Genomic DNA, 24,458 nt, shown 5'->3' with positions numbered 1-24,458 from the left:
TGGTCGGCATGACAGGTGAACGGCGATCACGCCGCCCTGCCAATGCCGGGAGCCATCGATGACCGTCTTCGTCATTCGACGATTGATGCAGAGCTTGCTGGTGCTGGCGGCGACCGCCGTCATCGTCTTCGTCGGCGTCTATGCCATCGGCGACCCCGCTGAGATGCTGATCGCGCCGGACGCCACTCCGGCCGAACGGGCGCAGGTCGAAGCCTCGCTCGGCCTCGACAAGCCGCTGCCGGTGCAGTTCCTCGCCTTCCTCGGCAATGCGCTCAAGGGCGATCTCGGCCGCTCCTTCGTCTTCAACCAGCCCTCGATCTCGCTGATCTTCGAGCGCCTGCCGGCGACGCTGGAGCTCGCGCTGGTCGCGATCCTGATTTCCCTCGTCATCGGTATCCCGCTCGGGCTGATAGCGGGCCTGAAGCCGCGCTCCGTCGTCGACGAGACGATCATGACCGGCTCGATCCTCGGCTTCAGCCTGCCGAATTTCTGGCAGGGCATGATGCTGGTGATGATCTTCTCGGTCTGGCTCGGCTGGCTGCCCTCCAGCGGGCGCGGGCCGACCGGGCAGATCTTCGGCATCGAGACCAGCTTCGCTTCCTGGGAGGGCATCCGCCACCTGATCCTGCCGGCGACCAACCTCGCCCTGTTCAAGCTCTCGCTGGTGATCCGGCTGACGCGCACCGGCGTGCGCGAGACCATGCCGCTCGATTTCGTCAAGTTCGCCCGCGCCAAGGGGCTCACCGAGCGCCGGGTCGTGCTGGTGCATGTGCTGAAGACGATCATGATCCCGCTCGTCACCGTGATCGGCATGGAGATCGGCTCGCTGATCGCGTTCGGCGTCGTCACCGAGACGATCTTCGCCTGGCCCGGCATCGGCAAGCTCCTGATCGACTCGATCATGCGGCTCGACCGGCCGGTGGTGGTCGCCTATCTGCTCGTCGTCGTCAGCCTCTTCATCGTGCTGAACTTCGCGGTCGACGTGCTCTACTCGATCCTCGATCCGCGCATCCGGCTGGGGCGCAACTGATGGCTTTCGCAAAACCCGCCCTGTTCGCAGCTTTGCGCCCCGATGCCGACAGCCTTCTGGCGCGCTCGCTCGCCGGCGTCCTTAAGAGCCCGAAGGCGACGATCGCCGCCGTCGTCTGTATCCTGCTGATCCTGACCGCGGTGTTCGGCCCGGCACTCGCCCCGCAGGACCCTTACGACCTCTCGACGCTCGACATCATGGACTCAAAGTTGCCGCCGGGCTCCGAGAGCATGAGCGGCGCGGTTTACTGGTTCGGCACCGACGTGCAGGGCCGCGACATGCTCTCGGCCATGATCTACGGCCTCAGGACCTCGCTCTTCGTCGGCGTCCTCGCCGGGGTCGTGGCTCTCCTCGTCGGCACCGTGCTCGGTCTCTCGGCCGCCTATTTCGGCGGGCGCGTCGACAGCGTGATCATGCGGCTGGTCGACCTGATGCTGGGCTTCCCGACCCTGCTCGTTGCGCTGATGCTGCTCGCCATTCTCGGGCAGGGCGTCGGCAAGGTCATCTTCGCGCTGGTGCTGGTGCAATGGGCGATGTTCGCCCGTGCTGTCCGTGCCGCCGCCCTGGTCGAGAAGGGCAAGGACTATATCGAGGCGGCGAAGATGCTCGGCCTGTCGCGGCCGCGCATGCTGTTCGGCCATCTCCTGCCGAACTGCCTCTCGCCGCTGATAGTCATCGGCACGCTGCAGGTCGCGAACGCGATCTCGGCCGAGGCGACGCTGTCCTTCCTCGGTATCGGCCTGCCGATCACCCAGCCCTCGCTCGGCCTCCTGATCGCCAACGGCTATCAGGTGCTGCTCGCCGGCCAGTACTGGATCAGCGTCTATCCCGGACTGCTGCTGCTCGCCCTCGTCTTCAGCATCAACATCGTGGGCGACCGGCTGCGCGAAGTGCTGAATCCCCGTCTCGCGGAGCGCTGAGCCATGGCCCCGGTGCTCGTCGTCGAGAATCTCGAAACCCAGTTCGCCAGTTCCGCGGGCCTCGTCCGCGCCGTGGATGGCGTCTCCTTCAGCGTCGACCGTGGCGAAATCCTCGGGCTCGTCGGTGAATCCGGCTCGGGCAAGTCGATCACCGGCTTCTCGATACTCGGATTGATCGAGCCGCCTGGGCGGGTCGCGGGCGGGCGCATCCTGTTCCAGGGCGAGGACCTCGTCGGGCTCCCGACCGAGCGGCTCAGGCGCCTGCGCGGCAAGAAGATCGCGATGATCTTCCAGGACCCGATGATGACGCTCAATCCGGTGCTTTCGATCGAGACGCAGATGGTGGAGGCCGTGCTCGCCCATGACGCGGTCTCGCGGGAGGAGGCGCGGGTGCGTTCCCGCGATGCGCTGGGCCTCGTCGGCATTCCCTCGCCCGAGGAACGGCTGAAGGCCTATCCGCACCAGTTCTCCGGCGGCATGCGCCAGCGCGTCGCCATCGCGATCGCGCTGCTGCACAAGCCCGACCTGATCATCGCCGACGAGCCGACGACCGCGCTCGACGTCACCATCCAGGGCCAGATCCTGTTCGAGGTGCGCCGGCTGGCGAGCGAATTCGGCATGGCGCTGATCTGGATCAGCCATGATCTCGGCGTGGTCGCCAGCCTCGCCGACCGGATCGCGGTGATGTATGCCGGCCGCATCGTCGAGACCGGCGCCACCGACGACGTGCTCGACCGACCGGCCCATCCCTATACGCGCGGCCTGATGGAGGCGCTGCCTGCCAACGCGACGCGCGGCGCAAGGCTGCATCCGATCCCCGGCCTCTCGCCTTCGCCCTTGGCGAGACCCGGCGGGTGCGCCTTCCGGACGCGCTGCTTCGCCGCAAGCGAGATCTGCCAGGAGGAGCCGAAGCAACAGGGCGTGAACCACAGCTTCCGCTGCCACCACCCGCTCATGGCCGGAGCAGCAGCATGACCGAAGCCCTGATCGAAGGACGCGGCCTCGTCCGACGCTTTTCCCGCGGCCTCGACGCGGCCGAGAAGCTCGCCCGGGCGCTTGGCGCGAATATCTCCGAGGAAACCGTCCATGCCGTCGAAGGCGTCGACATCGCCATCCGGCAGGGCGAGGTGCTCGGCCTCGTTGGCGAATCCGGCTGCGGCAAGTCCACGCTCGGCCGCCTGTTGGCAGGGTTGCTGCCGCTGACCGAGGGCACCTTGCTCTGGCAGGGCAAGGATGTCGCCTCGCTCTCGCGCAGCGAGGCGCTGGAGATGCGCCTGGCCGTGCAGGTGATCTTCCAGGACCCGATGTCCTCGCTCAACCCGCGCAAGCGCGTCGTCGATCTCGTCGGCGAGGCGCCGCGGGTGCACGGCCTCGTCCGGGCAGGGGAGGTGGACGACTATGTGGCGGAGCTGCTCGAGAAGGTCGGGCTCGATCCCTCCTACCGCAAGCGCTATCCGCACCAGTTCTCCGGCGGCCAGCGCCAGCGCATCGGCATCGCCCGGGCGCTCGCGGTCAAGCCGCGGTTGATCGTCTGCGACGAGTCGGTCTCGGCCCTCGACGTCTCGATCCAGGCCCAGGTGATCAACCTGTTCATGGATCTGCGCGAGGAGCTCGGCCTGACCTATCTCTTCATCAGCCACGACCTCAGCGTGGTGAAGCATATCAGCGACCGGGTCGCGATCATGTATCTCGGCCGCGTGGTCGAGACCGCGCCGGCCGATGCCTTCTTCGCCGCGCCGAACCACCCCTATACCGCGGCGCTTCTACGCGAATTGCCCTCGGTGAAGGAGCGTCGGCGTGCCTTCACGCCGATCCGCGGCGAAATTCCCTCGCCGCTCCATCCGCCCTCCGGCTGCGCCTTCCATCCGCGCTGCCCGCGCATCTTCACGCCTTGCGCCCAGGCGCGGCCAGCTCTCGAACCGATCGCTGAGGGACATCTCAGCGCCTGCCATCTCAACCAGGTCGCCGCCGCATCGCTCGCGGCAGGCGGCAGCGCCTGAAGAGGAGACATCGCATGACCTCCAAGCTTCGCACGACCCGCAAGCCGCACCTCACCGCGCTCTTGCCCTTGCTCGCCAGCGCCGCCTGGCTCGGCACTGCCGGCTTGGCCCAAGCCGCCGACCTCGTCATCGGCACGGCGAGCGAGCCCTCGGCCATGGACCCGCTGTTCTCCCGCACCGGGCCGAACCAGAACATCGCCATGCAGATCTTCGACCGGCTGGTCGAGACCGACGCGCATCTGCGCATGCAGCCGAGCCTCGCCGAGAGCTGGTCGGCAATCGACCCGACGACCTGGCGGATCAACCTGCGCAAGGATGCCCGCTTCCAGAGCGGCAAGCCGGTCACGGCCGATGATGTCGCGTTCTCGCTGGAGCGCGCGCGCAACGTCCCCAACAGCCCGGCGCCGTTCTCCAACAACGTCTCGGGCGTGATTTCGGCGAAGGCGATCGATGCGACGACGCTGGAGGTGAAGACCGAGGTGCCGACGCCGGACCTGATGGAGCGGGTCGGCTTCGTCTATATCCTCGAGCGTGCCTCCGCCGAGGGCAAGAGCCTGCAGGACTACAACAAGGGCGATGGGCTCGTCGGCTCCGGACCCTACAAGTTCAAGGAGTGGGTGCCGGGCGACCGCGTCATCCTGACCCGCAACGAGGGCTATTGGGGACCGAAGCCCGCCTTCGAGACCGTGACGATCCGCTTCATCGCCAATGATGCTGCCCGCGTGGCAGCGCTGCGCTCGGGCGCGGTCGACCTGATCGACGGCGTGCCGCCGGCCGACCTGCCGGTGCTGGAGAAGACGGCGGGGCTCAAGGTTCATGCGATCCCCTCGGCCCGCCTGATCTATCTCGCCCTCGACACCGCGCGCGAGGAGAGCCCCTTCGTCACCGACAAGGACGGCAAGCCGCTGAAGCCCAATCCTCTGCGGGATCTGCGTGTGCGCCAGGCGCTGGCCAAGCTGATCAACGTGCCGGCGATCGTCGAGCGGTTGCTCAACGGGGCGGGCGTGCCGGCCGGCCAGCTCGTGCCGGAGGGCGTCGCTGGCTTCGATCCGACGCTGAAGCCGGTCGCCAACGACCTCGCCGGCGCCAAGGCCCTGCTGCAGCAGGCCGGGCAGAAGGACGGGTTCGGCATCACCATCCATTCCTCGAACGACCGTTTCGCCGGCGACAAGGACATCGCACAGGCGATCGGCCAGATGTTCTCGCGCGGCGGCATCAAGGTGAACGGCGTGATGACGCAGCCCTATAACGTCTATGCCAGCGCCGCGAGCCGGCAGAGCTTCTCCGCCTTCATCTTCTCGCTGGGCACGACGACCCCGACCGCGGGGCCGGGCATGCGCAATCTGTTCATGACTGCGGATTCGAAGGCCGGCACCGGCGGCTTCAACCGGGCGCGCTATTCCAACCCCGCCTTCGACAAGGCGCTGGCCGAGGCGCTGACGCAGTTCGACGACAGCAAGCGCATCGCCGGCATCCAGGCCGCGTCGAAAATGGTCTTCGGCGATCTGCCCGTGATCCCGCTCTACTGGCAGAAGATCGCCTGGGCCTCGAAGGCCAACATCACCTACGAGGCCAACATGGCCGAGGACACCACTGCGGCGCGGGCGGGGCTGGCCAAGTGAACTCCCAATCGATGAAGGCCGCCGCTCCCGAGAGCGGCGATGATGTCGTCACGCTGAAGGACGTCAGGGTGACGATGCGGGACGGCGTCCGGCTCGCCACGGATATCTATCTCCCGGCACGGGACGGCAAAGTCCTTCCCGGTCCCTTCCCCGTCGTGATGGAGCGCACGCCCTATGGCAAGGCGGAGCTCTCGCGCTCCGAGATCGGCCGCGGCGAGGCCAAGCCGATGGCCCGCACTGCTGTCGCGGCCCATTTCGTCCGGGCCGGCTATGCGGTGGTCTATCAGGATTGCCGCGGCCGCTACGGCTCGGAGGGAGAGTTCGTCAAATACGTCTCCGATGCCGAGGACGGCTACGATACCTGCGCCTGGATCGTTGCGCAGCCCTGGTGCAACGGCCGGATCGGCACGATGGGCCTGTCCTATGCCGCCCATACCCAGGCGGCGCTGGCCTCGCTGACGCCTCCCGGCCTCGCCTGCATGATCCTCGATTCCGGCGGCTTCTCGAACGCCTTCTCATGTGGCATCCGCCAGGGCGGCGCCTTCGAGCTGAAGCAGGCGACCTGGGCCTATAACCGGGCCCAGGAAAGCCCGGATGCGCTCGCCGATCCCGTCGTCGCCGCGGGCCTCGCGGCGGAGGACCTGCATGCCTGGTTCCGCGTGATGCCGTGGAGCGAAGGCCGTTCGCCGGTGCGCTGGGTGCCGGAATACGAGACCTATCTGCTCGACCAGTGGCGCGCCGGCACCTTCGGCCCCGAATGGAAACGGCCGGGCCTCTGGCTGGAGGGCTTCTACGACGCGGTGCCCGACATACCGATCCTGCTGATGTCGAGCTGGTACGACGTCTATGTGAAGACCACCTTCGACAATTTCGCGGGCCTCGGTGCCTCGGGCCGCCGGCATCTCAACGTCATCATGGGCGCCGGCCTGCACGGCAACCGCCAATCGACCTTCGCCGGTGACGTCTCCTTCGGCGATGCCGCGCCCTTCGACGGCAATGTCGGCACGAACTGGCTCGATTTCCGCAAGCGCTGGTTCGACCGCTGGCTGAGGGACGAGCCCAACGGGCTGGAAGCCGACCCGACCTTGCGCCTGTTCCTGATGGGCGGTGGCTCGGGTGAGAAGGATGCCGATGGACGCCTCGTCCAGGGCGGGCGCTGGATCGAGACCTCGCACTGGCCGCTGCCGGAGACCGAGCAGCAATCCTGGTACATTCACGGCAATGGCCGGCTCTCGCGCGATGCACCGGCTCCCGATGCCGCGCCGCTGACCTATGATTTCGACCCGGCCGATCCGGTCCCCACGATCGGCGGCGCGCTGACCAGCGGCCAGCCGATCTTCGAGGGCGGCGGCTTCGACCAGCGCGAGGGGCCGCGTTTCTTCGGCTCGCGCGATGCCGGCATGCCCCTGATCGCGCGGCGCGACGTGCTCGCCTTTGAAAGCCTGCCGCTGGAAGAGGACATGGCGGTGATCGGGCCGATCACGGTCGAGCTCTGGGTCGCCTCCGATGCTCCGGACACGGATTTCACCGCCAAGCTGGTCGACATGCATCCGCCATCGGCCGACTATCCCACGGGCTTCGCGCTCAACCTGACGGACGGCATCTTCCGCTGCCGCTATCGCAAGTCCTGGGAGAAACCGGAGCCGATCGAGCCGGAGGTTCCGTTCCGGATCACCATCGAGCCCTTCGCCACGGCGACGCTGTTCAAGGCTGGGCACCGGATCAGGCTCGATATCTCCTCGTCGAACTTCCCGAAATTCGACGTGAACCCAAACACCTTTGCCCCGGAAGGACATGGGCGCACGAGGCGTGTCGCCCGCAACATGGTGTTCTGCGACGGCGCGCGCGCCTCACAGATCGTCATCCCGGTCGTGCCGGTGGCTTCGCTGTCGGAGCACCGTCTCGAGAGAGCCCGGCAACCCGGTCGATCCGCGTAACGAGCTTCATCGACCCAAATACCGCGCTTTGCGGATGCGGCCGAGTTGGGTCGGGTTTCGCGGAGCGACCGTCGCGCTGCTGCGGCGCCTGCGGCGTTGCACGATGACGCTGACACGCTCGGCCACTGTGTCGGGCTGGGACGGGGTGGCCTGCGGGGACGCCGGCAACCGGCGCACGGAATTCCTCGCCGCAAGGCTCCCCCGGCATCCGGCTATGCGTCGGCAAGCGGCGATGCCGGCACCGAGGCGTTTCTCAACGGGCGCGGCGCCGAAGCCTTGTCGCCGGAGGAGGACAGCAGGTTGCTCGGCGCCAGCAAGTCATCCGCACCGACCATCGTCCGTGGCCCGCGCGTGGATGCTGGACGGGCCGCGATGGAACGCGGAAAGCCTGACGAGCGCGCAGGTTATTTCTCCGAACGCGGATCGAAGGCGTGCTGCATGGCGTCGCCGAGGAAATTGACGGCGATCACCGTGATGAAGATCAGCAGCCCCGGATAGATCGCCAGCGCCGGCGCGGTGGTCACCAGCTCCTGGGCGTTGTTGAGCATGTTGCCCCAGCTCGGCGTCGGCGGCACGATGCCGAAGCCGAGAAAGCTCAGCACCGATTCGAACAGGATAACGCGCCCGACGGTCAGGGTGAAGGCGACGATGATCGGCGTGATCGTGTTGGGCAGGATATGCCGCGCCATGATGTAGAGCGCGTTCGCACCGGTGCCGCGCGCCGCACTGACATAGTCGCGCTCCTTGACCGAGAGGGTGGCGGCCCGGACGATCCGCGCGATAGCCGTCCAGTCGACCAGGGCGATGATCAGGATGATCCGCCAGAAGGCGACCGATTGCGAATGGGCAGCCTCGGTGGAGAAGCCGAGCTTGGTCAGATCGACCGCGCCGAGCACGATCAGCAGCGGCAGCAGCGGCAGCGCGATCATGCCGTCGGTCAGCCGCATCAGGGCATTGTCGAGACGGCCGCCGTAATAGCCAGCGAGCAGGCCGAGCGAGACCCCGAAGACGCTGCCGATGAGGGTGGCCAGCAAGCCGACCAGCAGCGAAACCTGGCCGCCATACATCAGTCTTGCCAGCACGTCGCGCCCGGCATCGTCGGTCCCGAGCCAATGCTCGGCCGAGATCGGCTGGTAGCGCTTGAACAGGTCGGTCTGCGTCGCGTCGATGCCGCGCCAGGCTTCCAGCGGCCACGCCATCAGGCAGAACACGACCAGCAGAGCGAGCACGATGAGGCTCGCCACGCCGGTGCGGTGCCCGCGGAAACGACGCCAGCGCAGCGCCCAGATCGATTGCGTATCGGCCGCGCGCGGCTGGCCGTGTCCGCCTTGCGCCATCGGCGTGTCCAGAGTGCTCATTCCAGTCGAATCCGCGGGTCGAGGGCGACATAGGCCAGATCGGCCAAAAGATTGGCCATCAGCGTCGTGAACGTCGCGAACAGCAATCCGACCAGCGCGAGATTGAAGTCGTTGGACAGGATGGAGTCATAGATCATCTTGCCCATGCCCATCTGCGCGAACATCGTCTCGGTGACGAGGGCTCCGGAAAACAGCGACCCGAAGCTCAGAGCCATGATCGTCACGAACGGCACCATGGCATTGCGCAATGCGTGAACGAGGATGACGCGCCGGCTGCCGACGCCTTTCGCGCGTGCCGTGCGGACGAAGTCCATCTGCAGCGTCTCGATCATCGCAGCGCGGACATAGCGCGTGAACTGGCCGGTATTGGCCAGCGTCAGGGCCAGGACCGGCAGCGTGAGATGCCGTGCCTGATCCCAGAAGCCGAAATTGCCGACTTGGCCCATGCCGCTCGCCGGCAGCCATTGCAGCCCGACCGCGAAGGTCAGGATCAGCACCAGGGCGAGCCAGAAGATCGGCACCGAGATCCCGGCGAAGGCGAACAGGCTGACGAAGCCGTCGATCCAGCCGCCGGGCTTCAGCGCCGAGGCGATGCCCAGGATCAGCGACAGGATCACGCTGAGCGTGAAGCTCGCCAGCATGAGCTTGCAGGTTTGCAGCAGGGCCGGGGTCAGAACTTCCAGCACGGGCCGTGCATGCGTGCGCGAAAAGCCGAAATCGCCGCTCAGCACCGCCATAAGCCAGCGCGCATAGCGAACCATGAGCGGCTGATCGAGCCCGTAGATGGCCCTTAGATTGGCCATGACCTCCGGAGTCATGCCGGGCTGGCTCGCCGCCATGATGTCGACGGGATCGCCCGGCATCAGCCCCATCAGCCCGTAGACCACGAACGACATGATGAGCAGCACCACGAAGGTCTGCAGCAGCCGGCGGGTGATGAAGGACGCCATCAACCCAACTCCCTATCGCGGCGCGCTCCCGCGCGCCGCAGCGTGAGGCCTTGCCCGCCCAGCGGCCGCGTCGTCGCGGCTGCGTTCGGGCTTGCAGCTTGTCCGATCACTCGGAACGCCAGTTCTCGCTGAACATCGAGACGTAATGACCGTGTCCGGTCGGCTCGTAGCCCTTCAGCCATTTCGGATAGACATGCGCCTCCGAGCGGAAGAACAGCGGGATGACCGGCAGTTCCTGGGCATAGATCTTCTGCATCTCGGCCCAGAGCACCTTACCCTCCTCCGGATCGAGCACCGTTTCGGACTTGGCGATGAGCTCGTCCATGCGCGGGTTGGAGAAGTTGATGTAGTTGGCGCCGCCCCAGCCATTGGCTTCGGTCGGAATGTTGTCGCTCGCCAGTGTCCGGCGCGGCGATTCCGTCACGCTGCTCGACCAGGCGTACATCGCCAGCCCGCCATAGCTGCGCTTCTTCATGGTCTCGCCGAAGAGGGTTCGCGCCGGCTCGTTCTTGATGCGGACCTCGATGCAGGCGGCCTTCCAGTTATTCTGCAGCACGGCCTGCTGCAATTCGCGCAGGCGGTTGCCCGCCGTGGTGGCGAATTCCAGCGACAGGCGCGTGCCGGCGGCGTCGCGGCAGATGCCGTCCGGGCCTGGCTTCCAGCCCGCTTCCGCCAGGACGGCCTTGGCCTTGGCGAGATCAAAGGGGTAGTGCAGCGTGTCCTTGGTGAAATTCGCATTGAGCGGATTGACCCAGGTGTCGGCCACCGGCTGCAGGCCCTGGAACAGGCGGTCGGTCAGCGTCTTGCGATCGGCGGAATAGATCAGGGCCTGCCGGACCCGCACATCCTTCAGCAGCGGGTTGCCGTTCTGCAGGTCGATATGCTCGTAGTTCAGGCTCGGCTTGAACAGGTACTCGAAGCGATCGGGATGCTGCTTGCGCAGCTCCAGAACCTGATCGATCGACAGGCCGACGCCCTCGCCGCCGATCATGTCGACATCGCCCGACAGGAGATTGGCCTGCAGGGCCGCGGTGTTCTCGATCAGCTTGAGGATGATGCGCTTGAAGCCGGGCTTGGTGCCGGCCCAATGCGGATTGGGCTCGAGCACGACCTGGGAGCCGGAGGTGTACCCGGTGACCATATAAGGGCCGTTATACAGGCCGGGCGTGGTCGGGTTGCGGGCATAGGTCGTCTGCTTGATGTAGTCGCCGGCTTCCTTGGCCTTCTCGTAGACGGGGCCCTCGATATGCTCCGGCAGGATCTGGTCCCATTCGTTATAGGACGACAGCACCTTGTCGAGGGTCAGTACCGCCGTCGTCGCGTCGATGATGTCGAGCTTGACGGCCCGCGTCCAGGGCTGGGAATTGGAGAAACCGGTCTTCGGATCGCGCCCGAGACGCCAGGTGAATTCCAGATCCTTGGTCGTGACCGGCTTGCCGTCGGCCCATTTCAGATCCGGCTTCAGCTTGATCGTGACCTCCATGCCCTTGCCGCCATTGGGCAGGTCGATGATCTTGGCCGTGCCGTTCTTCACGCTGGGAAGCTCGGTGCAGCTCAGGCAGGTGTTCTTCCAGTCCTTGTCGAAGGCCGTGATGTTGCGGATGACGAAGCCCAGCGTATAGGCCTTGATCACTTCGGCATCGATGTTGGGGTGAAGCGTCGAGGGGAATTGCGCGACGCCGATGGTCAATTGATCCTTGGCAGCCTGCGCCGGCGCGGCGGTCATCATCAAACCCGCAACGCCCAGTGCGGCCAGTGTCGTCCTGAAAATCATCAAATCACCTCCGGCGTCATTCGAGAGTTCACCACGTCGCCGAGCGGCGACGCTGGACTTCACCTGCCGGTTCTGTGAGGCCGGCTGCTGGCGCGAGAGTATTGCTATCGCTTCACCCGATGCAATCGGCGATCGGAGTTCATCCAGCGCCGGGCGCCTCCAAAACGCGCCAGGAAAGCCTCGCCGGCCAAGCCGCTGGATAACAAGTATGATCTAGTTGTCGCAGGTAGATCTGCTGCAGATCGGCAGCCCAGCCGGCGTTCCCGGTATTCTTTTTCTGTTGCCTTTGCTGAAATTCCGGGCTGATCTTTGTCGGTTTGCGAATATAGACTTTAGTTCAATCGTCGCGGTGAGAGAAAGCCTTGTGTGACAGGAGCAGCCAAATGGAAATGGAGTGGATTTAGTCGAGGGCAGGCGCAAAGCGGTGACTTTGCAAAGTGCTTAGCGGACGGCCGGAGCTTCGGTCGTTGCCAGGTGATTGTTCGTGTCAGACTTGCTGCGGTGCGGGTCTTGCCAGTCGGGGACGGCGCTGATCGATCATGGCCGGGAGAACCGGCGCGCGCGCCACGCCTGCACGGCGTTTGAGGCGAAATCAAAAGCCGCCCTCTGCGATCTCGTAACGACAGTGACGGTTCACCCGGCCGAGATCGGAGCAATTCCAGAGATTTCGATCGAGGGCCACCTGACGAACACGATCGGTGGCAACCACTTCCCGACGAAACGGTCGGGGGGGCCGATGGTAGCGGGAGAGGGACTTGAACCCCCGACACGCGGATTATGATTCCGCTGCTCTAACCAGCTGAGCTACCCCGCCACAGGGCCGAGGCCGGCAGAGCCGGCTCGTCTTCGAGGCGCGATATAGGCGTCGCGGCGGGGGGCCGTCAAGCCTTCGATCGTGCGTTATTGGCAGAAGCCTGCTTGCGAAGCCTGACGACCTTGAAATAGCCGCGCCCGACATGGACGGTCTCGTAGCGGCCCGTGGCCTTCGCCCAGGCGGTCAGGCGACTGACCTTGAAGTCGGAACTCCAGCCGATCGCCTTCGACAGGGGCGCGACCGCACTCCAGAACGGCGCCAACAGGCCGCCATCATCGACGAGGCGGCTGGAGATGATGATCTCGCCGCCGGGCTTCAGCACGCGATCCATCTCGGCCAGCGCCTGCTCGGGATTCGGCACGAGCGTGATCACGAATTGCGCGGTGACCGCGTCGAAGCGCTCATTGCCGAAACCGAGCCGGCAGGCGTCCATCACCATCAGCCCGCGGACATGGTCGAGCTTCTGGCTCACGACCTTGCGATGAGCGATCCTGAGCATGTCCAGCGAGAGATCGGCGCCGAGTACGCGCGAATCGGGCATGAAATAAGGCAGGGTGAGCCCGGTGCCGACGCCGATCTCAAGAATGTCCGGCCCGCAACGCGAGGCGGCCTCGACCGCCTCGCGTTGCGGGCGCGCCAGTATGTTCCGGTAGATCCGGTCGTAGAACTTGGCCCAGGTCGCGTAGACGCGCTTCTGGCCGTCGAGGTGGTGGGTCACCGGCATGATAGGGAATCCGAGCGGAAGAGCGGGCCTGAGCGATCAGGACACGGCGAGGGCGGCCGGCGAGGGCGAGGCCGGCATGGCGAGCGGGCGCCGCAGGATGGTGCCACCGCCGAGAACCCGGGAGCCGGGGCCGGCATCGGCATAAATCACGCAGGCCTGGCCGGGCGAAACGCCTTCCTCGTCGCTGGCGAGCTCGATGCGCAGGCCGTCCGCGTCACGGAAGAGCCGGGCCTCGCGAGGAGCGCGGGTCGAGCGGACGCGCACGGCGACGTCGAGCCCTTCCGGCGGCAGGGCGTCGAGCGCGGTCTCGCCGAGCCAGTTAAGGTCGCGCAGGCGGATTTCGCGCACGCTCAGCGCCTCGCGCGGGCCGACGATGACACGGGCGTCGTCGGCATCGAGGCGCAGGACGTAAAGCGGTTCGCTCGCGCTGATGCCAAGCCCCTTGCGCTGGCCGACGGTGTAATGCAGCACGCCATCGTGATGGCCGAGGATGCGGCCGTCGAGATGGACGATGTCTCCGGCGCGGGCGGCGCCGGGCTTCAGGCGCTCGATGACGTCGGCATAGCGGCCGTTCGGCACGAAGCAGATATCCTGGCTGTCGGGCTTATCGGCGATGGCGAGGCCGAGCTCGGCAGCGAGCGCGCGGGTCTGCGCCTTGTCGATATGCCCCAGCGGGAAGCGCAGCAGGTCGAGCTGCTCCTGCGTCGTGGCATAGAGGAAGTAGCTCTGGTCGCGGCTCGCGTCGGCAGCACGGAACAGGCCGCGATGGCCGTCGCCGAGATCGCGGCTGAGCACGTAATGGCCGGTCGCCAGGGCGTCGGCACCGAGTTCCCTGGCGAGATCGAGCAGGTCGCGGAATTTCACGGTCCGGTTGCATTCGACGCAGGGGATCGGCGTCTCGCCGGCGAGATAGCTCTCGGCGAAGCGCTCGATCACCGCGTCGCGAAAGCGGCTTTCGTAGTCGAGCACGTAATGCGGGATGCCGATCGTCTCGGCGACGCGGCGGGCGTCGTGGATGTCCTGCCCGGCGCAGCAGGCGCCGGCGCGATGGACGGCGGCGCCGTGATCGTAGAGCTGGAGCGTGACGCCGATGACATCGTAGCCCTCGCGCTTGAGCAGGGCCGCGACCACGGAGGAATCGACGCCGCCGGACATCGCCGCGACGACGCGCGTGGCCGCGGGCGGCTTGGCGATGTCGAGGGAATTGCGGGAGGGCGCGGTCATTCTGGGCTGTGTCGTGGCTGGCTCGGAGGGCTTGAAAGGCGGCGTCGGCGCGCCTGCCGGCTCTATACCGGCTTTGCTCCGATGCCGCCAGCAGGATCGGCAAATCCTGCCGGGCTGGGCGTGTTGAACCGGGCTCATCTTGCCCGTTCGGCAAGAGAAGTGGTGCTAAGGCCTTGATTCAGCAAGGACCGTTTCTGGCTCGCAACTTGCTGGAACGGTTCGGGCGCGTTGTTGCCCGCGTCACGGGACCGTTCATGCCGATCCAGTCTGCGTTCACAAGTCAGGCCACTGCCGAAGCGCCGGTCGTCCGGTCGCGCGCCGGTCAAACCGAGCAGCGCGAGGGCGGCGAGGTCTTCACGTTGCCGGAGGCCGAGACCGGTTCCGCCGAAGCGGGCAAGGCAGGCGCGGCCGGCAAGGCCGCGGCCGCCTCCGAGGTTGTCGCAGCCAAGGAGGCCGCTGGCGTGGAGCAGGTCGTCGATCCAGCCAAGGTGAAGGCACAGCTTACCGCATCTCAAGCGGCCGTTTCACCCGCCGAACCGGTTTCTTCCGCCGTTCAGACCGGTGCGGCCACGCCGCAGCAGCCAAAGGCCGCCGCAACCGGGATCGCATTCCTGATCGCGATGGCCGCGGCCCAGGCGGGCTCGCAGGTCAAGCCTGCCGGCGAAGGCGAAGCGATCGAAGCCGGCGAAGCTGCCGGCGAGACGGAGGACGGTTCGGCAAAGAAAGACAGCAAGGCAGCCGGCGAAGGCGAGGTTGCCACCACGGCTCCAATCGCTGCGGCCGAGGTCCAAGCTACTGTCGCTCCGGTTCCGGTCGCTGTCCTGCCGGCGCTGCTGCCGCAAGGGCCGCTGCTGGCCGCCGCCGAGGGCGAGGCCATCGAGGCGTCGTCGACCGAAGGTGGCGCGAAGAAGGATACCGCGCGGCCGCAATTCGCTGCTGCCGGCGCCGGATTGCCTGTCATCGCCATGCCGGGGACGGAACAGGAGCCAGCCGCGGGCGCGGTTGTCCAGGACGGCAAGACCGCTCAGGGCGTGCAGGCCATCGGAACCGCCGGGCAGGGCGTGAAGGAGCTTGCGGATATCCTGGCCAAGGCCGACCAGCCTGCGGCCGCCAATCGCCCGCAGGCACCGGCCGAGGCCAAGGCGCTCGATGCTCCCCAGCAGCCGGCAACACCGTTCGACCTCTCGACCCTGCTGCAGCAGGCACCCGGGAAATCCGGAAATGAGCGCCTAGCCCTGCCGTTCGACCCGAGCGCGGCGGCTGGTAATGCTCCCGGCGCACCCGGCCAGGGCACGGCGAGCGGCCAGCCGACGCCGATCCATGTCGTGCCGATCGAGATCGGCCTGCGGGCCATGTCGGGCGCGCGGCAATTCGATATCCGGCTCGATCCGGACGAGCTGGGCCGCGTCGACGTCAGCCTGTCGATTTCCGACAAGGGCGAGGTCAGCGCCAGGCTGGTCGTCGACCGCGTCGAGACGCTGCAACTCCTGCAGCGCGATGCGCGCACGCTGGAACGCGCCTTCGAGCAGGCCGGCCTCAAGCCGTCCGATGGCGGTGTCGACATCACCTTGCGCGACCCGTCCGATCAATCCGCCTTCCGCCAGAACCGCCAGCAGGACGAGGCGCCGCAGCGCCCGCGCCAGCCGAACGGCATCGAGCTGGCCGAAGACGCTCCCCTTTCCGTCGACTCCGTACCGCAGCGCCGTCTGATCCGGCTCGGCGGCGTCGATCTCAGCATCTGAACGAGGACAAGCGCCATGGCGGTCTCCGGCACATCAGGCACTTCCGGCACATCGGGCACCAGCAACAGCACGGTGACCGGCGGCACGAGCGGCATTGCCAATAATTTCGACCAGTTCCTGACGCTGCTGACGACGCAGCTCAAGAACCAGTCGCCGCTGGATCCGCTCGACACCAACCAGTTCACGGCCCAGCTCGTGCAGTTCGCCGGCGTCGAGCAGCAGCTCAAGACCAACGAGACGCTGGGCTCGCTGCTCAGCCTCAGCGCCGCCGGCACGGCGACCAACGCGGTCGGCTTCATCGGCGCGACGATCACGGCCGACGGCACCACGACGCGGCTGGCCAACAACAAGGCCGACTGGAAGGTCAACATGGCCTCGGCCGGCACGGCCACGATCACGATCAAGGATTCGAAGGGCAGTGTCGTCCAGACGATGACCCGGACGCTGACTGCCGGCGACCAGACCTTCACCTGGGATGGCTCGACCTCGCTGGGCACCAAGGCGCCGGACGGTGAGTACAGCATCTCGATCGACGCCAAGAACGTCGCCGGCGAGAGCATCACGGCGAAGACGCAGATCAGCGGCGTGGTCGACGGCGTCGACTTCACCTCCTCGATCCCGATGCTCAAGATCGGCTCGATCAGCGTCCCGATCGACAAGGTCAAGAGCGTGGTGCGCAGCGAGTGAGCGGCGGCGAATCAGTCGTGGACATCCGAGGCGATCGTTTTAGCCAATTCTTAAAGCCGCCCGCCTATGCTGCCCTCAGTAGCTCTGTTGAGTTGTGTGAGAGTACCATGACCGAGCCATTGCGACCGCGGGTGAAATACGTGATCGGACCGGACGGAAGTCCGCTGACGATCGCGGATCTCCCGCCGATGAATACCAGGCGCTGGGTCATCCGGCGGAAGGCCGAGGTGGTGGCTGCCGTGCGCGGCGGGCTGCTCAGCCTCGAAGAGGCGTGCCAGCGCTACACGCTGACCGTCGACGAGTTCCTGAGCTGGCAGATGTCGATCGACCAGCACGGCCTCGCCGGCCTGCGGACGACCCGGATCCAGCATTACCGCCAGTAAGAAGCAGAATTTCGTTTCTTTTCAAAGGCGTCGGCCCGAACAAGGCCGGCGCCTTTGGCGTTTCCGACGCTCGGTCGGCGAGAAAGTTTAACGACCCGCATCCAAAAATTAACCAGCCGCTAACCATGCACCGGGAAAAACTTGCCTAGTGGGGCGGGACAGGTGTGCCGTCCCCTGCGATTCTGTGGGACGGATGGCGGCGTGAACGGCCTGATCGAGCAGTTTGCCAAATTCGGGGCGGCGCGCCTGGCAGCCATGCTGGCCGTCACCCTGGTGCTCGTCGGCTTCTTCGGCTTCGTCATGCTCCGGATGTCCCAGCCGGCGATGAGCGTGCTGTTCTCGGACCTCGGCAGCCAGGACGTCAGCGCCATCCTCAAGGATCTCGACGCGCGCGGCATCAAGTACGAACTGCGCGGCGACGGTCAGACCGTGCTGGTACCCAAGGCCGACGTGCCGCGCCTGCGGCTCGATCTGGCCAGCAAGGGCATCCCGGCCGGCGGCGGCGTCGGCTACGAGATCTTCGACAAGGGCGATGCCTTCTCCTCGACCAGCTTCGTCCAGAACATCAACCATCTGCGGGCGCTCGAAGGCGAGTTGTCCCGCACGATCCGTTCGATCGGGCGGGTGCAGGCGGCGCGCGTCCATCTCGTCATCCCGGAGCGACGCCTGTTCGAGCGCGATCGCGAACCGCCGCGCGCCTCGATCGCCCTCAAGCTCGCCGGCGATCTCGATGCTGCGCAGGTCCGGGCCGTGCGCCATCTCGTCGCCTCGGCGGTCGATGGCCTGAAGCCAGAGCGCGTTTCCATCGTCGACGAGCGTGGCCGGCTCCTGGCCGACGGTGCCCAGAGCGATCAGGGCCTGATCGGACTCGGCATCGAGGAGCGCCAGACCGCGATCGAGAAGCGCATCAAGAGCCAGATCGAGGATATCGTCGCCAGCGTCGTCGGCTATGGCCGGGCGCGGGTGCAGGTCTCGGCCGCGCTCGACACCAACCGGGTTGAGAGCCGCTCCGAGAGCTACGATCCTGAAAGCCGCGTCCTGCGCTCCAGCCAGAACCGCACGGAAGCCTCGACCACCACCGATGGCAACGGCACGGTGACCGTCGGCAACGAGCTGCCGGGCGCGCAGCAGACGCAAGGCGCGCAGCAGAACCAGCGCGAGAACTCCTCGAAGAACGAGGAAGTCGCCAATTACGAGATCTCGCGGACGACCCGTACCGAAGTGCTCGAAGGCGGCCGGGTCAAGAAGCTCTCCGTCGCCGTCCTCGTCGACGGCAACTATACCCGCAGCCCGACCGGCGAGATGGCCTATCAGCCGCGCAACAACGAGGAGCTGGAGCGCATCGGCGAGCTGGTGCGGACCGCCGTCGGCTTCGACCAGGGTCGTGGCGACAAGGTCGAGGTCGTCAATCTACGCTTCGCCGAGGCTCCGCCGCCGCCGGCCGACATAACCGAGCAGACGCTGCTGCAGCAGCTCACCTCCTTCACCCGGGAGGACCTGATCCGCTTCGCCGAGCTCGCCGTTATCTCGCTGCTCACCGTGATCGTGCTGATGACGGTGGTGCGTCCGCTGCTCAAGCAGATTCTGGCTGCCGACAACAGCAATGTCCGGCCGATCCCCTCCTTCATGCGCAATGGCGGCGCAGCGCTCGCCGGCCCGCCCGGCGCGACCGGCGATCCGGCCGGCAGCTCGCGGGCCGTGACGGTCGGTCCGGATGGCGAGTCGCTTCCCGTGGACGTCGATACGCCGGCCTCCGAGCGGATGCTGGCGATCGCGCAGGTCAAGGGGCAGCTCAAGGCGCAGTCCGTGGAAAAGATCGGGGCCCTGGTCTCGCAGAACCCGGCCGATTCGGTCGCGGTGCTGCGGAACTGGATCCACGAGAAGTCCGCGGCGTGACGGGGCGCTGAACCATGGCGGACATGCGATCCATCGCACCACGGAATACCGGCTTCCAGGACGCCGTCGAGGGTGGCGGCTTCGGCGTGACCACCGTCGCCGAGATGAGCGGCCCGCAGCGCGCCGCCGTCATCCTGCTCGTGCTTGGCGAAGAGCACGGCCGCAAGATCTGGCAGGAATTCGACGACGACGAGATCCGGATCATCACGCGCGCCATGGCCGAGCTCGGCACGGTCGATGCCGATGAGGTCGAACGCCTGATGCTCGATTTCGTCGGCAAGCTCTCCAGCGCCGGCGCGGTGACGGGCTCTTTCGACCGCACGATCTCGCTGCTGGAGAAGATCCTGCCGACCGATCAGGTCGCGCTGATCATGGAGGAGATCCGCGGACCTGCCGGCCGCAACATGTGGCAGAAGCTCGGCAATATCGACGCCATCGTGCTCGCGAACTTCCTGAAGAACGAATACCCGCAGACCATCGCCGTGATCCTGTCGAAGATTCGGCCCGAGCATGCCGCCAACGTGTTGCGCAACCTGCCGAACGATCTCTCGATCGAGGTCGTCGGGCGCATGCTGCGGCTGGAATCGGTGCAGAAGGAAGCGCTCGACCATATCGAGAACACGCTGCGCACCGAATTCGTCTCGACGCTGACCCAGACCCGCCGCCGCGATCCGCACGAGATGATGGCCGAGATCTTCAACGGCTTCGACCGGCAGACCGAGCTGCGCTTCCTCTCGGCACTGGACGCCTCGAACCAGGATTCGGCGGAACGTATCCGCGCCCTGATGTTCACCTTCGACGACCTCGCCAAACTCGACCCCGCCGGATTGCAGACGCTGGTCAGTCAGGCGGACAAGAGCATGCTGGCGCGCGCTCTCAAGGGCGCCAGCCAGTCGATGCGCGACTTCTTCCTCGGGGCGATGTCGCAGCGCGCCGCCAAGGTCATGCAGGACGACATCGCGGGCATGGGTCCCTTGCGCCTCAAGGAAGTCGACGAGGCTCAGACGACGCTCGTCCAGATGACCAAGGACCTCGCCGACAAGGGCGAGATCGTGCTGTCCAAGGGCAGCGCCGACGACGAGTTGGTGTACTGAGATGACGTCTGCGAAAAAATTCATGTTCGGGACGGATTTCCGCGAAGGCAGCCGCAAGGCCGCCGGCGAAGCGGAGCTCGCTGCAGCCCGTGCGGAAGGCTTCCATGCCGGGCAGGAACAGGCGCATCGCGAGGCGCAGTCCCAGCTCGCTGGCCTGACCGGGCAGCTCGCGCGCTCGGCCGAGCGGCTCTTCGCGCAGGAGGCCGCCCGCACCGCCGCGATCGAAGAGCACGCGGCGCATGTCGCGATCGTGACGGCGAAGGCGCTCGCGGGGGCCGCGCTGGCGGAGAAGCCGCTGGCTGCGCTGGCCGGAGCCATCCGCGAAGCCTTGAGCCATGCCCGGACCGCGCCGCATCTGGTGCTGCGCGTTCATGAGAGCGCGGTCGAGGCCGCCGAGGAACTGGCCCGGAAGCTCGCGGCGGAGCATGGCTTCTCCGGCAAACTGATCGTGCTCGGACAGTCCGACATCACGCCCGGCGACGGGCGCATCGAATGGGCGGATGGCGGCTTCGTCCTCGACAGCCAGCAACTCACGGCTCTGGTGGAACAGGCGGTCGCGCGCGTGTTCGGCCAGGGCCACGCAGAACCATGAAGGTCTGAACCATGAGCCCGGAGAACGATCTCAACCTGCCGCCGCTGAACCAGGCCGACCTGTCCTTCGACCAGGGCGAGATGTCGGTCGCGCGTTCGGGGCCCGTGCCGGTCAAGACGGCCGAGGACCTGGAACAGGTCTTCGACGTGCCGGTCACGGTCTCGGCCGTGCTCGGCTCCTCGAAAGTCGCGGTCGGTGACCTCCTGCAGATCGTGCCCGGCGCGGTGCTCGAACTCGACCGGCGCGTCGGCGAGGCCATCGACATCTTCGTCAACGAGCGGCTGGTCGCCCGCGGAGAGGTCGTCGTCGTCGAGGACCGTCTCGGCGTGACGATGACGGAAATCATCAAGGCGGACCGGTGACGGCCCGCCCCATGACATCTGATAACGGAAGGACCTGAGCCATGCGCCTCATCATCGCCGGCGGTCTCAAGGGACAGATCATCGCAGCCGCCAAAATCGCCATGTCGCATGGCGCGGCCGTGACCCATACCGAAAGCCTCGATCAGACGCTCGCCGTGCTGCGCGCCAAGGGCGCCGACCTGCTCATGATCGACGTCGTGCAGCCGATCGCGAACTATGTCGCGGCGCTGGAGGGCGAGCGCATCCGCACGCCGATCGTCGCCTGCGGCACCTCGACCGATACGCGCGCCGCCGTCGCCGCGATCCAGGCCGGCGCGCGCGAATACGTGCCGCTGCCGCCCGATCCGGAACTGATCGCCGCCGTGCTGGAGGCGGTCGCCGCCGACCAGTCAAGCCTGATCTGGCGGGATCCTGCGATGGAGCGCGTCGTGCAGCTCGCGACGCAGATCGCGCGCTCGGAAGCGCCGGTGCTGGTGACTGGGGAAAGTGGCACCGGCAAGGAGGTGATCGCGCGCCATCTGCACCAGAAGTCTGCCCGCAAGGACCGTCCCTTCGTTGCGGTGAACTGCGCGGCAATCCCCGACAATCTGCTCGAATCCGAATTGTTCGGCCATGAGAAGGGCGCCTTCACCGGCGCTATCGCGCGGCGCATCGGCAAGTTCGAGGAGGCTAATGGCGGCACGCTGCTGCTCGACGAAATCTCGGAGATGGATGTCCGGCTGCAGGCCAAGCTGCTGCGCGCGCTGCAGGAGCGCATGATCGACCGCGTGGGCGGCACGCAGCCGGTCAAGGTCGATATCCGGATCATCGCGACCTCGAACCGCAACCTCGCCGACGCCGTGCGCGAGGGCTCGTTCCGCGAAGACCTGCTCTATCGGCTCAATGTCGTGCATCTGCGCCTGCCGGCGCTGCGCGAGCGGCCGGGCGACATCCTCGTGCTGGCGGATCACTTCGCCAAGAAATATGCGGATCTGAACGGGCTGCCGCCGCGGCCTATCGCGACCGATGCACGCAAGCTGCTGCTGGCCGGCTCCTGGCGCGGCAATGTCCGCGAACTGGAGAATACGATGCACCGGGCGGTGCTGCTGGCGAGCGGGCCGGAAATCGCGGCCACAGCCGTGCTCAGCCCGGAAGGGGAGGCGCTGTCGCCGGCTCCGTCGCGCGATCCGGCCGCGCGGGCGGCCCAGACGGCGGAGGCGATGACGCGTTCGCTGGTCGGGCACACCGTCGCCGATGTCGAGCGCGAACTCATTCTCGATACGCTGGATCACTGCCTCGGCAATCGCACGCATGCGGCCAAGATCCTGGGAATTTCGATCCGCACGCTGCGCAACAAGCTCAGCGAGTACACCTCGTCCGGCATCACCGTGGCCGAGCCGGGTCAGACACGCATCAGCGCGGCCTGACCCGGTCGGTCCTCAGTAGTAGCGCCGGCGATAGTAGTAGCGCGGACGGGCGTAATAGCGCGGCCGGTAATAGTAGCGCGGGCGCACATAATAACGTGGGCGCGCGTAGTAGCGCGGCCGGCGATAATAATAGTACTGGCTGAATTCGGCGTCGGTCTTGTCCAGCGCCTCCTTCATCTCGGCGGTCACGGCTTCCTCGCCCTTGTTGGGCTCGGTGTCCGGCAACGGCGCCAGCTTCGGCTGGGCCGCTTCGGCGACGGCGATGCCGCCCATGCCGGCTGCGGCAAAGCCTCCGACCAGTGTCATCAGGAATGAGCGTCTGTCCACGACCGCCTCCAGGCTGTTGTCACCACATCTCCAACGGCATTCTTAGACAGGGAATGCCAGCGTAGAATAATGCATTCGAATGATGCTTTGTTCCCACCCTGCGGTGTTTTCGCGCGCTATGGTTACGGCGGCCTCCTGTCAGTCCACGGCGTTGAGCGGCCGCGCCACGCTTTCGAGCGGCTGGCGTTCGGCACGGATGGCGAAACGGGCCGCGATCACCGCTGCCGCCAGCATCAGAAATGCCCCCAGCAGGTAGCCGCCGAAGACACTGCCGCGCGAGCCGGTGTCGATCAGGATGCCGAAGAGCCAGGGGCCGGCGATGCCGCCCGCGCCGGTGCCGACCGCATAGAACATCGCGATGGCGAGCGCCCGCATCTCGACCGGGAAGGTCTCGGAGACCGTGAGATAGGCCGAGCTCGCCGCGGCCGATGCGAAGAAGAAGACGACGCTCCAGCACAGGGTGAGTTGCGAGGCCGTCAGCCAATCCTTCCAGAACAGATAACCGGTCCCGGTCAGCAGCAGGCCCGACAGGGCATAGGTCGCGGCGATCATCGTGCGGCGGCCGAGCGTGTCGAAGAGCCGGCCGATCAGCAGGGGCCCGAGGAAATTGCCGGCGGCGAAAGGCAGGATGAACCAGCCTATATTCTGCGAGGGCACGGCATAGAAGTCAGTCAGGATCAGCGCGTAGGTGAAGAAGATCGCGTTGTAGAAGAAGGCCTGCGACAGCATCAGCGCCAGCCCCACCAGGGCGCGCTCGCGATGGGCAACGAACAGCGTGCGGAAAACCTCGCCGAGCGGGGTGGCGGCGCGGGGCCGCAGCCTGGTCACGGGCAGGACTTCGCCCACCGGCGGGACGAAGCCGGCGCGGCGCTCGATATCGGCGACGATGGCCGCGGCGCGTTCGGGATGGCCGTGGCTTATCAGCCAGCGCGGGCTTTCCGGAATCCATTGCCGGAGAAACAATATGACGAGGCCGAGCGCGGCGCCGATGAAAAAGGCGAGGCGCCAGCCATATTCCGGATTGATCCATGCCGGATCGAGCAGGACGATCGAGCCGAGCGCGCCCAGCGCCGCGCCGATCCAGAACGAGCCGTTGATGACGAGATCCGTCCAGCCGCGCACGCGCGCGGGGATGAGTTCCTGAATGGTGGAGTTGATCGCGGTGTACTCGCCGCCGATGCCCATCCCCGTCAGGAAGCGGAAGAGGATGAAGCTCCAGACGTTCCAGGAGAAGGCGGTCGCGGCCGTCGCGGACAGGTAAACGAGCACAGTAATCGTGAAGAGCTTCTTGCGCCCGAGACGGTCGGTGAGCCAGCCGAAGAACACGGCACCCAGCACGGCGCCAGCGATATAGGCGGCGCCGGCGAGACCGATCTCGGTATTGGTGAACTTTAGGGCCGGACTTTCCTTGAGGGCGCCGGAGACCGAACCGGCGAGCGTGACCTCGAGCCCGTCCAGAATCCAGGTTATGCCCAGCGCTGCAACCACGAGCGTGTGAAAGCGCGACCATGGCAAACGGTCGAGCCGCGCGGGTACGTCGGTTTCGATGACGACAGGGGCTGCATCTCTCGGGGCAGGGGCCGTCACGCTGTTCTCCCAAGGGGGGGCGCCGCTTC

The 24,458-nt window shown here is 66.5% G+C and carries 21 protein-coding genes and 1 tRNA gene; 14 read left to right on the top strand and 8 right to left on the bottom strand.

The features are described from left to right. The first annotated feature begins 58 nt into the window (after positions 1 to 58). Genes Q9235_RS02385 through Q9235_RS02360 form a run of 6 tightly spaced genes read left to right on the top strand, consistent with a single transcriptional unit; the run spans position 59 to position 7,509 of the window. On the top strand, positions 59 to 1,030 hold the full coding sequence (locus Q9235_RS02385) for an ABC transporter permease (RefSeq protein ID WP_306225198.1): 972 nt from the start codon (positions 59 to 61) through the stop codon (positions 1,028 to 1,030). Next, the gene (locus Q9235_RS02380; RefSeq protein WP_306225197.1) at positions 1,030 to 1,950 is read left to right on the top strand and encodes an ABC transporter permease; all 921 of its coding nucleotides are present in this window, start codon (positions 1,030 to 1,032) and stop codon (positions 1,948 to 1,950) included. The genes Q9235_RS02385 and Q9235_RS02380 overlap by 1 nt, the downstream gene beginning before the upstream one ends. A 3-nt stretch (positions 1,951 to 1,953) precedes the next feature. Next, positions 1,954 to 2,925 (top strand): ABC transporter ATP-binding protein, encoded by a 972-nt coding sequence (locus tag Q9235_RS02375; protein ID WP_306225196.1) that lies wholly within the window; start codon positions 1,954 to 1,956, stop codon positions 2,923 to 2,925. Next, a complete protein-coding gene (locus Q9235_RS02370) occupies positions 2,922 to 3,950 on the top strand; it encodes an ABC transporter ATP-binding protein (RefSeq protein WP_306225195.1) in 1,029 nt (342 codons plus the stop codon). The genes Q9235_RS02375 and Q9235_RS02370 overlap by 4 nt, the downstream gene beginning before the upstream one ends. 14 nt (positions 3,951 to 3,964) lie before the next feature. Continuing rightward, entirely contained in the window at positions 3,965 to 5,572 is a 1,608-nt protein-coding gene (locus tag Q9235_RS02365) for an ABC transporter substrate-binding protein (protein WP_306225194.1), read from the top strand. Beyond that, on the top strand, positions 5,569 to 7,509 hold the full coding sequence (locus Q9235_RS02360) for a CocE/NonD family hydrolase (RefSeq protein ID WP_306225193.1): 1,941 nt from the start codon (positions 5,569 to 5,571) through the stop codon (positions 7,507 to 7,509). The genes Q9235_RS02365 and Q9235_RS02360 overlap by 4 nt, the downstream gene beginning before the upstream one ends. Positions 7,510 to 7,913: 404 nt before the next feature. Here the strand turns inward: Q9235_RS02360 and Q9235_RS02355 are convergent, their stop codons facing one another. The 6 genes from Q9235_RS02355 to mnmA form a co-directional block, all read right to left on the bottom strand. Further along, positions 7,914 to 8,867, bottom strand: coding sequence for an ABC transporter permease (locus Q9235_RS02355; RefSeq protein ID WP_306225192.1), 954 nt, complete (start codon positions 8,865 to 8,867; stop codon positions 7,914 to 7,916). Continuing rightward, a complete protein-coding gene (locus tag Q9235_RS02350; RefSeq protein WP_306225191.1) occupies positions 8,864 to 9,817 on the bottom strand; it encodes an ABC transporter permease in 954 nt (317 codons plus the stop codon). Before Q9235_RS02350 ends, Q9235_RS02355 begins: the two co-directional genes overlap by 4 nt. Before the next feature lie 106 nt (positions 9,818 to 9,923). Continuing rightward, positions 9,924 to 11,591, bottom strand: coding sequence for a peptide ABC transporter substrate-binding protein (locus tag Q9235_RS02345; RefSeq protein ID WP_306225190.1), 1,668 nt, complete (start codon positions 11,589 to 11,591; stop codon positions 9,924 to 9,926). A gap of 737 nt (positions 11,592 to 12,328) precedes the next feature. Next, positions 12,329 to 12,405: transfer RNA gene (locus Q9235_RS02340), tRNA-Met, on the bottom strand. Between the two features lie 67 nt (positions 12,406 to 12,472). Next, positions 12,473 to 13,129, bottom strand: a complete 657-nt coding sequence (locus Q9235_RS02335) for a class I SAM-dependent methyltransferase (RefSeq protein WP_306225189.1) — start codon at positions 13,127 to 13,129, stop codon at positions 12,473 to 12,475. A gap of 36 nt (positions 13,130 to 13,165) precedes the next feature. Further along, positions 13,166 to 14,353: a tRNA 2-thiouridine(34) synthase MnmA gene (gene mnmA, locus Q9235_RS02330; protein ID WP_306225188.1), complete on the bottom strand. Its 1,188-nt coding sequence runs from the start codon at positions 14,351 to 14,353 to the stop codon at positions 13,166 to 13,168. A gap of 254 nt (positions 14,354 to 14,607) precedes the next feature. Between mnmA and Q9235_RS02325 the strand changes: the two genes are divergently transcribed. The 8 genes from Q9235_RS02325 to flbD all read left to right on the top strand — a co-directional run bounded on the left by Q9235_RS02325 (position 14,608) and on the right by flbD (position 22,515). Further along, on the top strand, positions 14,608 to 16,095 hold the full coding sequence (locus Q9235_RS02325; RefSeq protein ID WP_306225187.1) for a flagellar hook-length control protein FliK: 1,488 nt from the start codon (positions 14,608 to 14,610) through the stop codon (positions 16,093 to 16,095). A 15-nt stretch (positions 16,096 to 16,110) separates the two neighbouring features. Then, on the top strand, positions 16,111 to 16,782 hold the full coding sequence (locus Q9235_RS02320) for a flagellar hook assembly protein FlgD (RefSeq protein WP_306225186.1): 672 nt from the start codon (positions 16,111 to 16,113) through the stop codon (positions 16,780 to 16,782). A 107-nt stretch (positions 16,783 to 16,889) separates the two neighbouring features. Then, positions 16,890 to 17,165 carry a CtrA inhibitor SciP gene (gene sciP / locus Q9235_RS02315; protein WP_038359348.1) on the top strand — a complete coding sequence of 92 codons (276 nt, stop codon included), beginning with the start codon at positions 16,890 to 16,892 and terminating at the stop codon, positions 17,163 to 17,165. A gap of 201 nt (positions 17,166 to 17,366) precedes the next feature. Beyond that, positions 17,367 to 19,061 carry a flagellar basal-body MS-ring/collar protein FliF gene (gene fliF, locus Q9235_RS02310; protein ID WP_306225185.1) on the top strand — a complete coding sequence of 565 codons (1,695 nt, stop codon included), beginning with the start codon at positions 17,367 to 17,369 and terminating at the stop codon, positions 19,059 to 19,061. Positions 19,062 to 19,084: 23 nt separating this feature from the next. Then, positions 19,085 to 20,155, top strand: a complete 1,071-nt coding sequence (fliG, locus tag Q9235_RS02305) for a flagellar motor switch protein FliG (RefSeq protein WP_422678340.1) — start codon at positions 19,085 to 19,087, stop codon at positions 20,153 to 20,155. 1 nt (position 20,156) lies between these two features. After that, entirely contained in the window at positions 20,157 to 20,747 is a 591-nt protein-coding gene (locus tag Q9235_RS02300) for a FliH/SctL family protein (RefSeq protein WP_306225183.1), read from the top strand. An 11-nt stretch (positions 20,748 to 20,758) separates the two neighbouring features. Further along, positions 20,759 to 21,109, top strand: a complete 351-nt coding sequence (fliN, locus tag Q9235_RS02295) for a flagellar motor switch protein FliN (RefSeq protein WP_422678258.1) — start codon at positions 20,759 to 20,761, stop codon at positions 21,107 to 21,109. Between the two features lie 41 nt (positions 21,110 to 21,150). Beyond that, entirely contained in the window at positions 21,151 to 22,515 is a 1,365-nt protein-coding gene (gene flbD / locus Q9235_RS02290) for a sigma-54-dependent transcriptional regulator FlbD (RefSeq protein ID WP_306225182.1), read from the top strand. A gap of 12 nt (positions 22,516 to 22,527) precedes the next feature. Here flbD and Q9235_RS02285 read toward each other — a convergent pair whose 3' ends face one another. Together Q9235_RS02285 and Q9235_RS02280 are read right to left on the bottom strand one after the other, a co-directional pair. Further along, entirely contained in the window at positions 22,528 to 22,842 is a 315-nt protein-coding gene (locus tag Q9235_RS02285) for a hypothetical protein (RefSeq protein ID WP_306225181.1), read from the bottom strand. 138 nt (positions 22,843 to 22,980) lie between these two features. Further along, positions 22,981 to 24,429 (bottom strand): MFS transporter, encoded by a 1,449-nt coding sequence (locus tag Q9235_RS02280; protein WP_306225180.1) that lies wholly within the window; start codon positions 24,427 to 24,429, stop codon positions 22,981 to 22,983. Positions 24,430 to 24,458 lie beyond the last annotated feature (29 nt).

Origin of the sequence: Bosea beijingensis (assembly GCF_030758975.1) — a bacterium.
GTDB lineage: Bacteria > Pseudomonadota > Alphaproteobacteria > Rhizobiales > Beijerinckiaceae > Allobosea > Allobosea beijingensis.
The sequence above is the reverse complement of the archived record's forward strand: the minus strand, read 5'-3'. Positions and strand labels throughout refer to the sequence as shown.

Excerpts from the sequence above, each read along its gene's own strand:
- sciP (WP_038359348.1), top strand. The coding sequence starts at position 16,890 with ATGACCGAGCCATTGCGACCGCGGGTGAAATACGTGATCGGACCGGAC.
- Q9235_RS02350 (WP_306225191.1), bottom strand. The coding sequence starts at position 9,817 with ATGGCGTCCTTCATCACCCGCCGGCTGCTGCAGACCTTCGTGGTGCTG.
- Q9235_RS02385 (WP_306225198.1), top strand. The coding sequence starts at position 59 with ATGACCGTCTTCGTCATTCGACGATTGATGCAGAGCTTGCTGGTGCTG.
- flbD (WP_306225182.1), top strand. The coding sequence starts at position 21,151 with ATGCGCCTCATCATCGCCGGCGGTCTCAAGGGACAGATCATCGCAGCC.
- Q9235_RS02370 (WP_306225195.1), top strand. The coding sequence starts at position 2,922 with ATGACCGAAGCCCTGATCGAAGGACGCGGCCTCGTCCGACGCTTTTCC.
- Q9235_RS02345 (WP_306225190.1), bottom strand. The coding sequence starts at position 11,591 with ATGATTTTCAGGACGACACTGGCCGCACTGGGCGTTGCGGGTTTGATG.
- Q9235_RS02335 (WP_306225189.1), bottom strand. The coding sequence starts at position 13,129 with ATGCCGGTGACCCACCACCTCGACGGCCAGAAGCGCGTCTACGCGACC.
- Q9235_RS02325 (WP_306225187.1), top strand. The coding sequence starts at position 14,608 with ATGCCGATCCAGTCTGCGTTCACAAGTCAGGCCACTGCCGAAGCGCCG.
- Q9235_RS02320 (WP_306225186.1), top strand. The coding sequence starts at position 16,111 with ATGGCGGTCTCCGGCACATCAGGCACTTCCGGCACATCGGGCACCAGC.
- Q9235_RS02300 (WP_306225183.1), top strand. The coding sequence starts at position 20,157 with ATGACGTCTGCGAAAAAATTCATGTTCGGGACGGATTTCCGCGAAGGC.
- Q9235_RS02355 (WP_306225192.1), bottom strand. The coding sequence starts at position 8,867 with ATGAGCACTCTGGACACGCCGATGGCGCAAGGCGGACACGGCCAGCCG.
- mnmA (WP_306225188.1), bottom strand. The coding sequence starts at position 14,353 with ATGACCGCGCCCTCCCGCAATTCCCTCGACATCGCCAAGCCGCCCGCG.
- Q9235_RS02375 (WP_306225196.1), top strand. The coding sequence starts at position 1,954 with ATGGCCCCGGTGCTCGTCGTCGAGAATCTCGAAACCCAGTTCGCCAGT.
- fliN (WP_422678258.1), top strand. The coding sequence starts at position 20,759 with ATGAGCCCGGAGAACGATCTCAACCTGCCGCCGCTGAACCAGGCCGAC.
- fliG (WP_422678340.1), top strand. The coding sequence starts at position 19,085 with ATGCGATCCATCGCACCACGGAATACCGGCTTCCAGGACGCCGTCGAG.
- Q9235_RS02365 (WP_306225194.1), top strand. The coding sequence starts at position 3,965 with ATGACCTCCAAGCTTCGCACGACCCGCAAGCCGCACCTCACCGCGCTC.
- Q9235_RS02380 (WP_306225197.1), top strand. The coding sequence starts at position 1,030 with ATGGCTTTCGCAAAACCCGCCCTGTTCGCAGCTTTGCGCCCCGATGCC.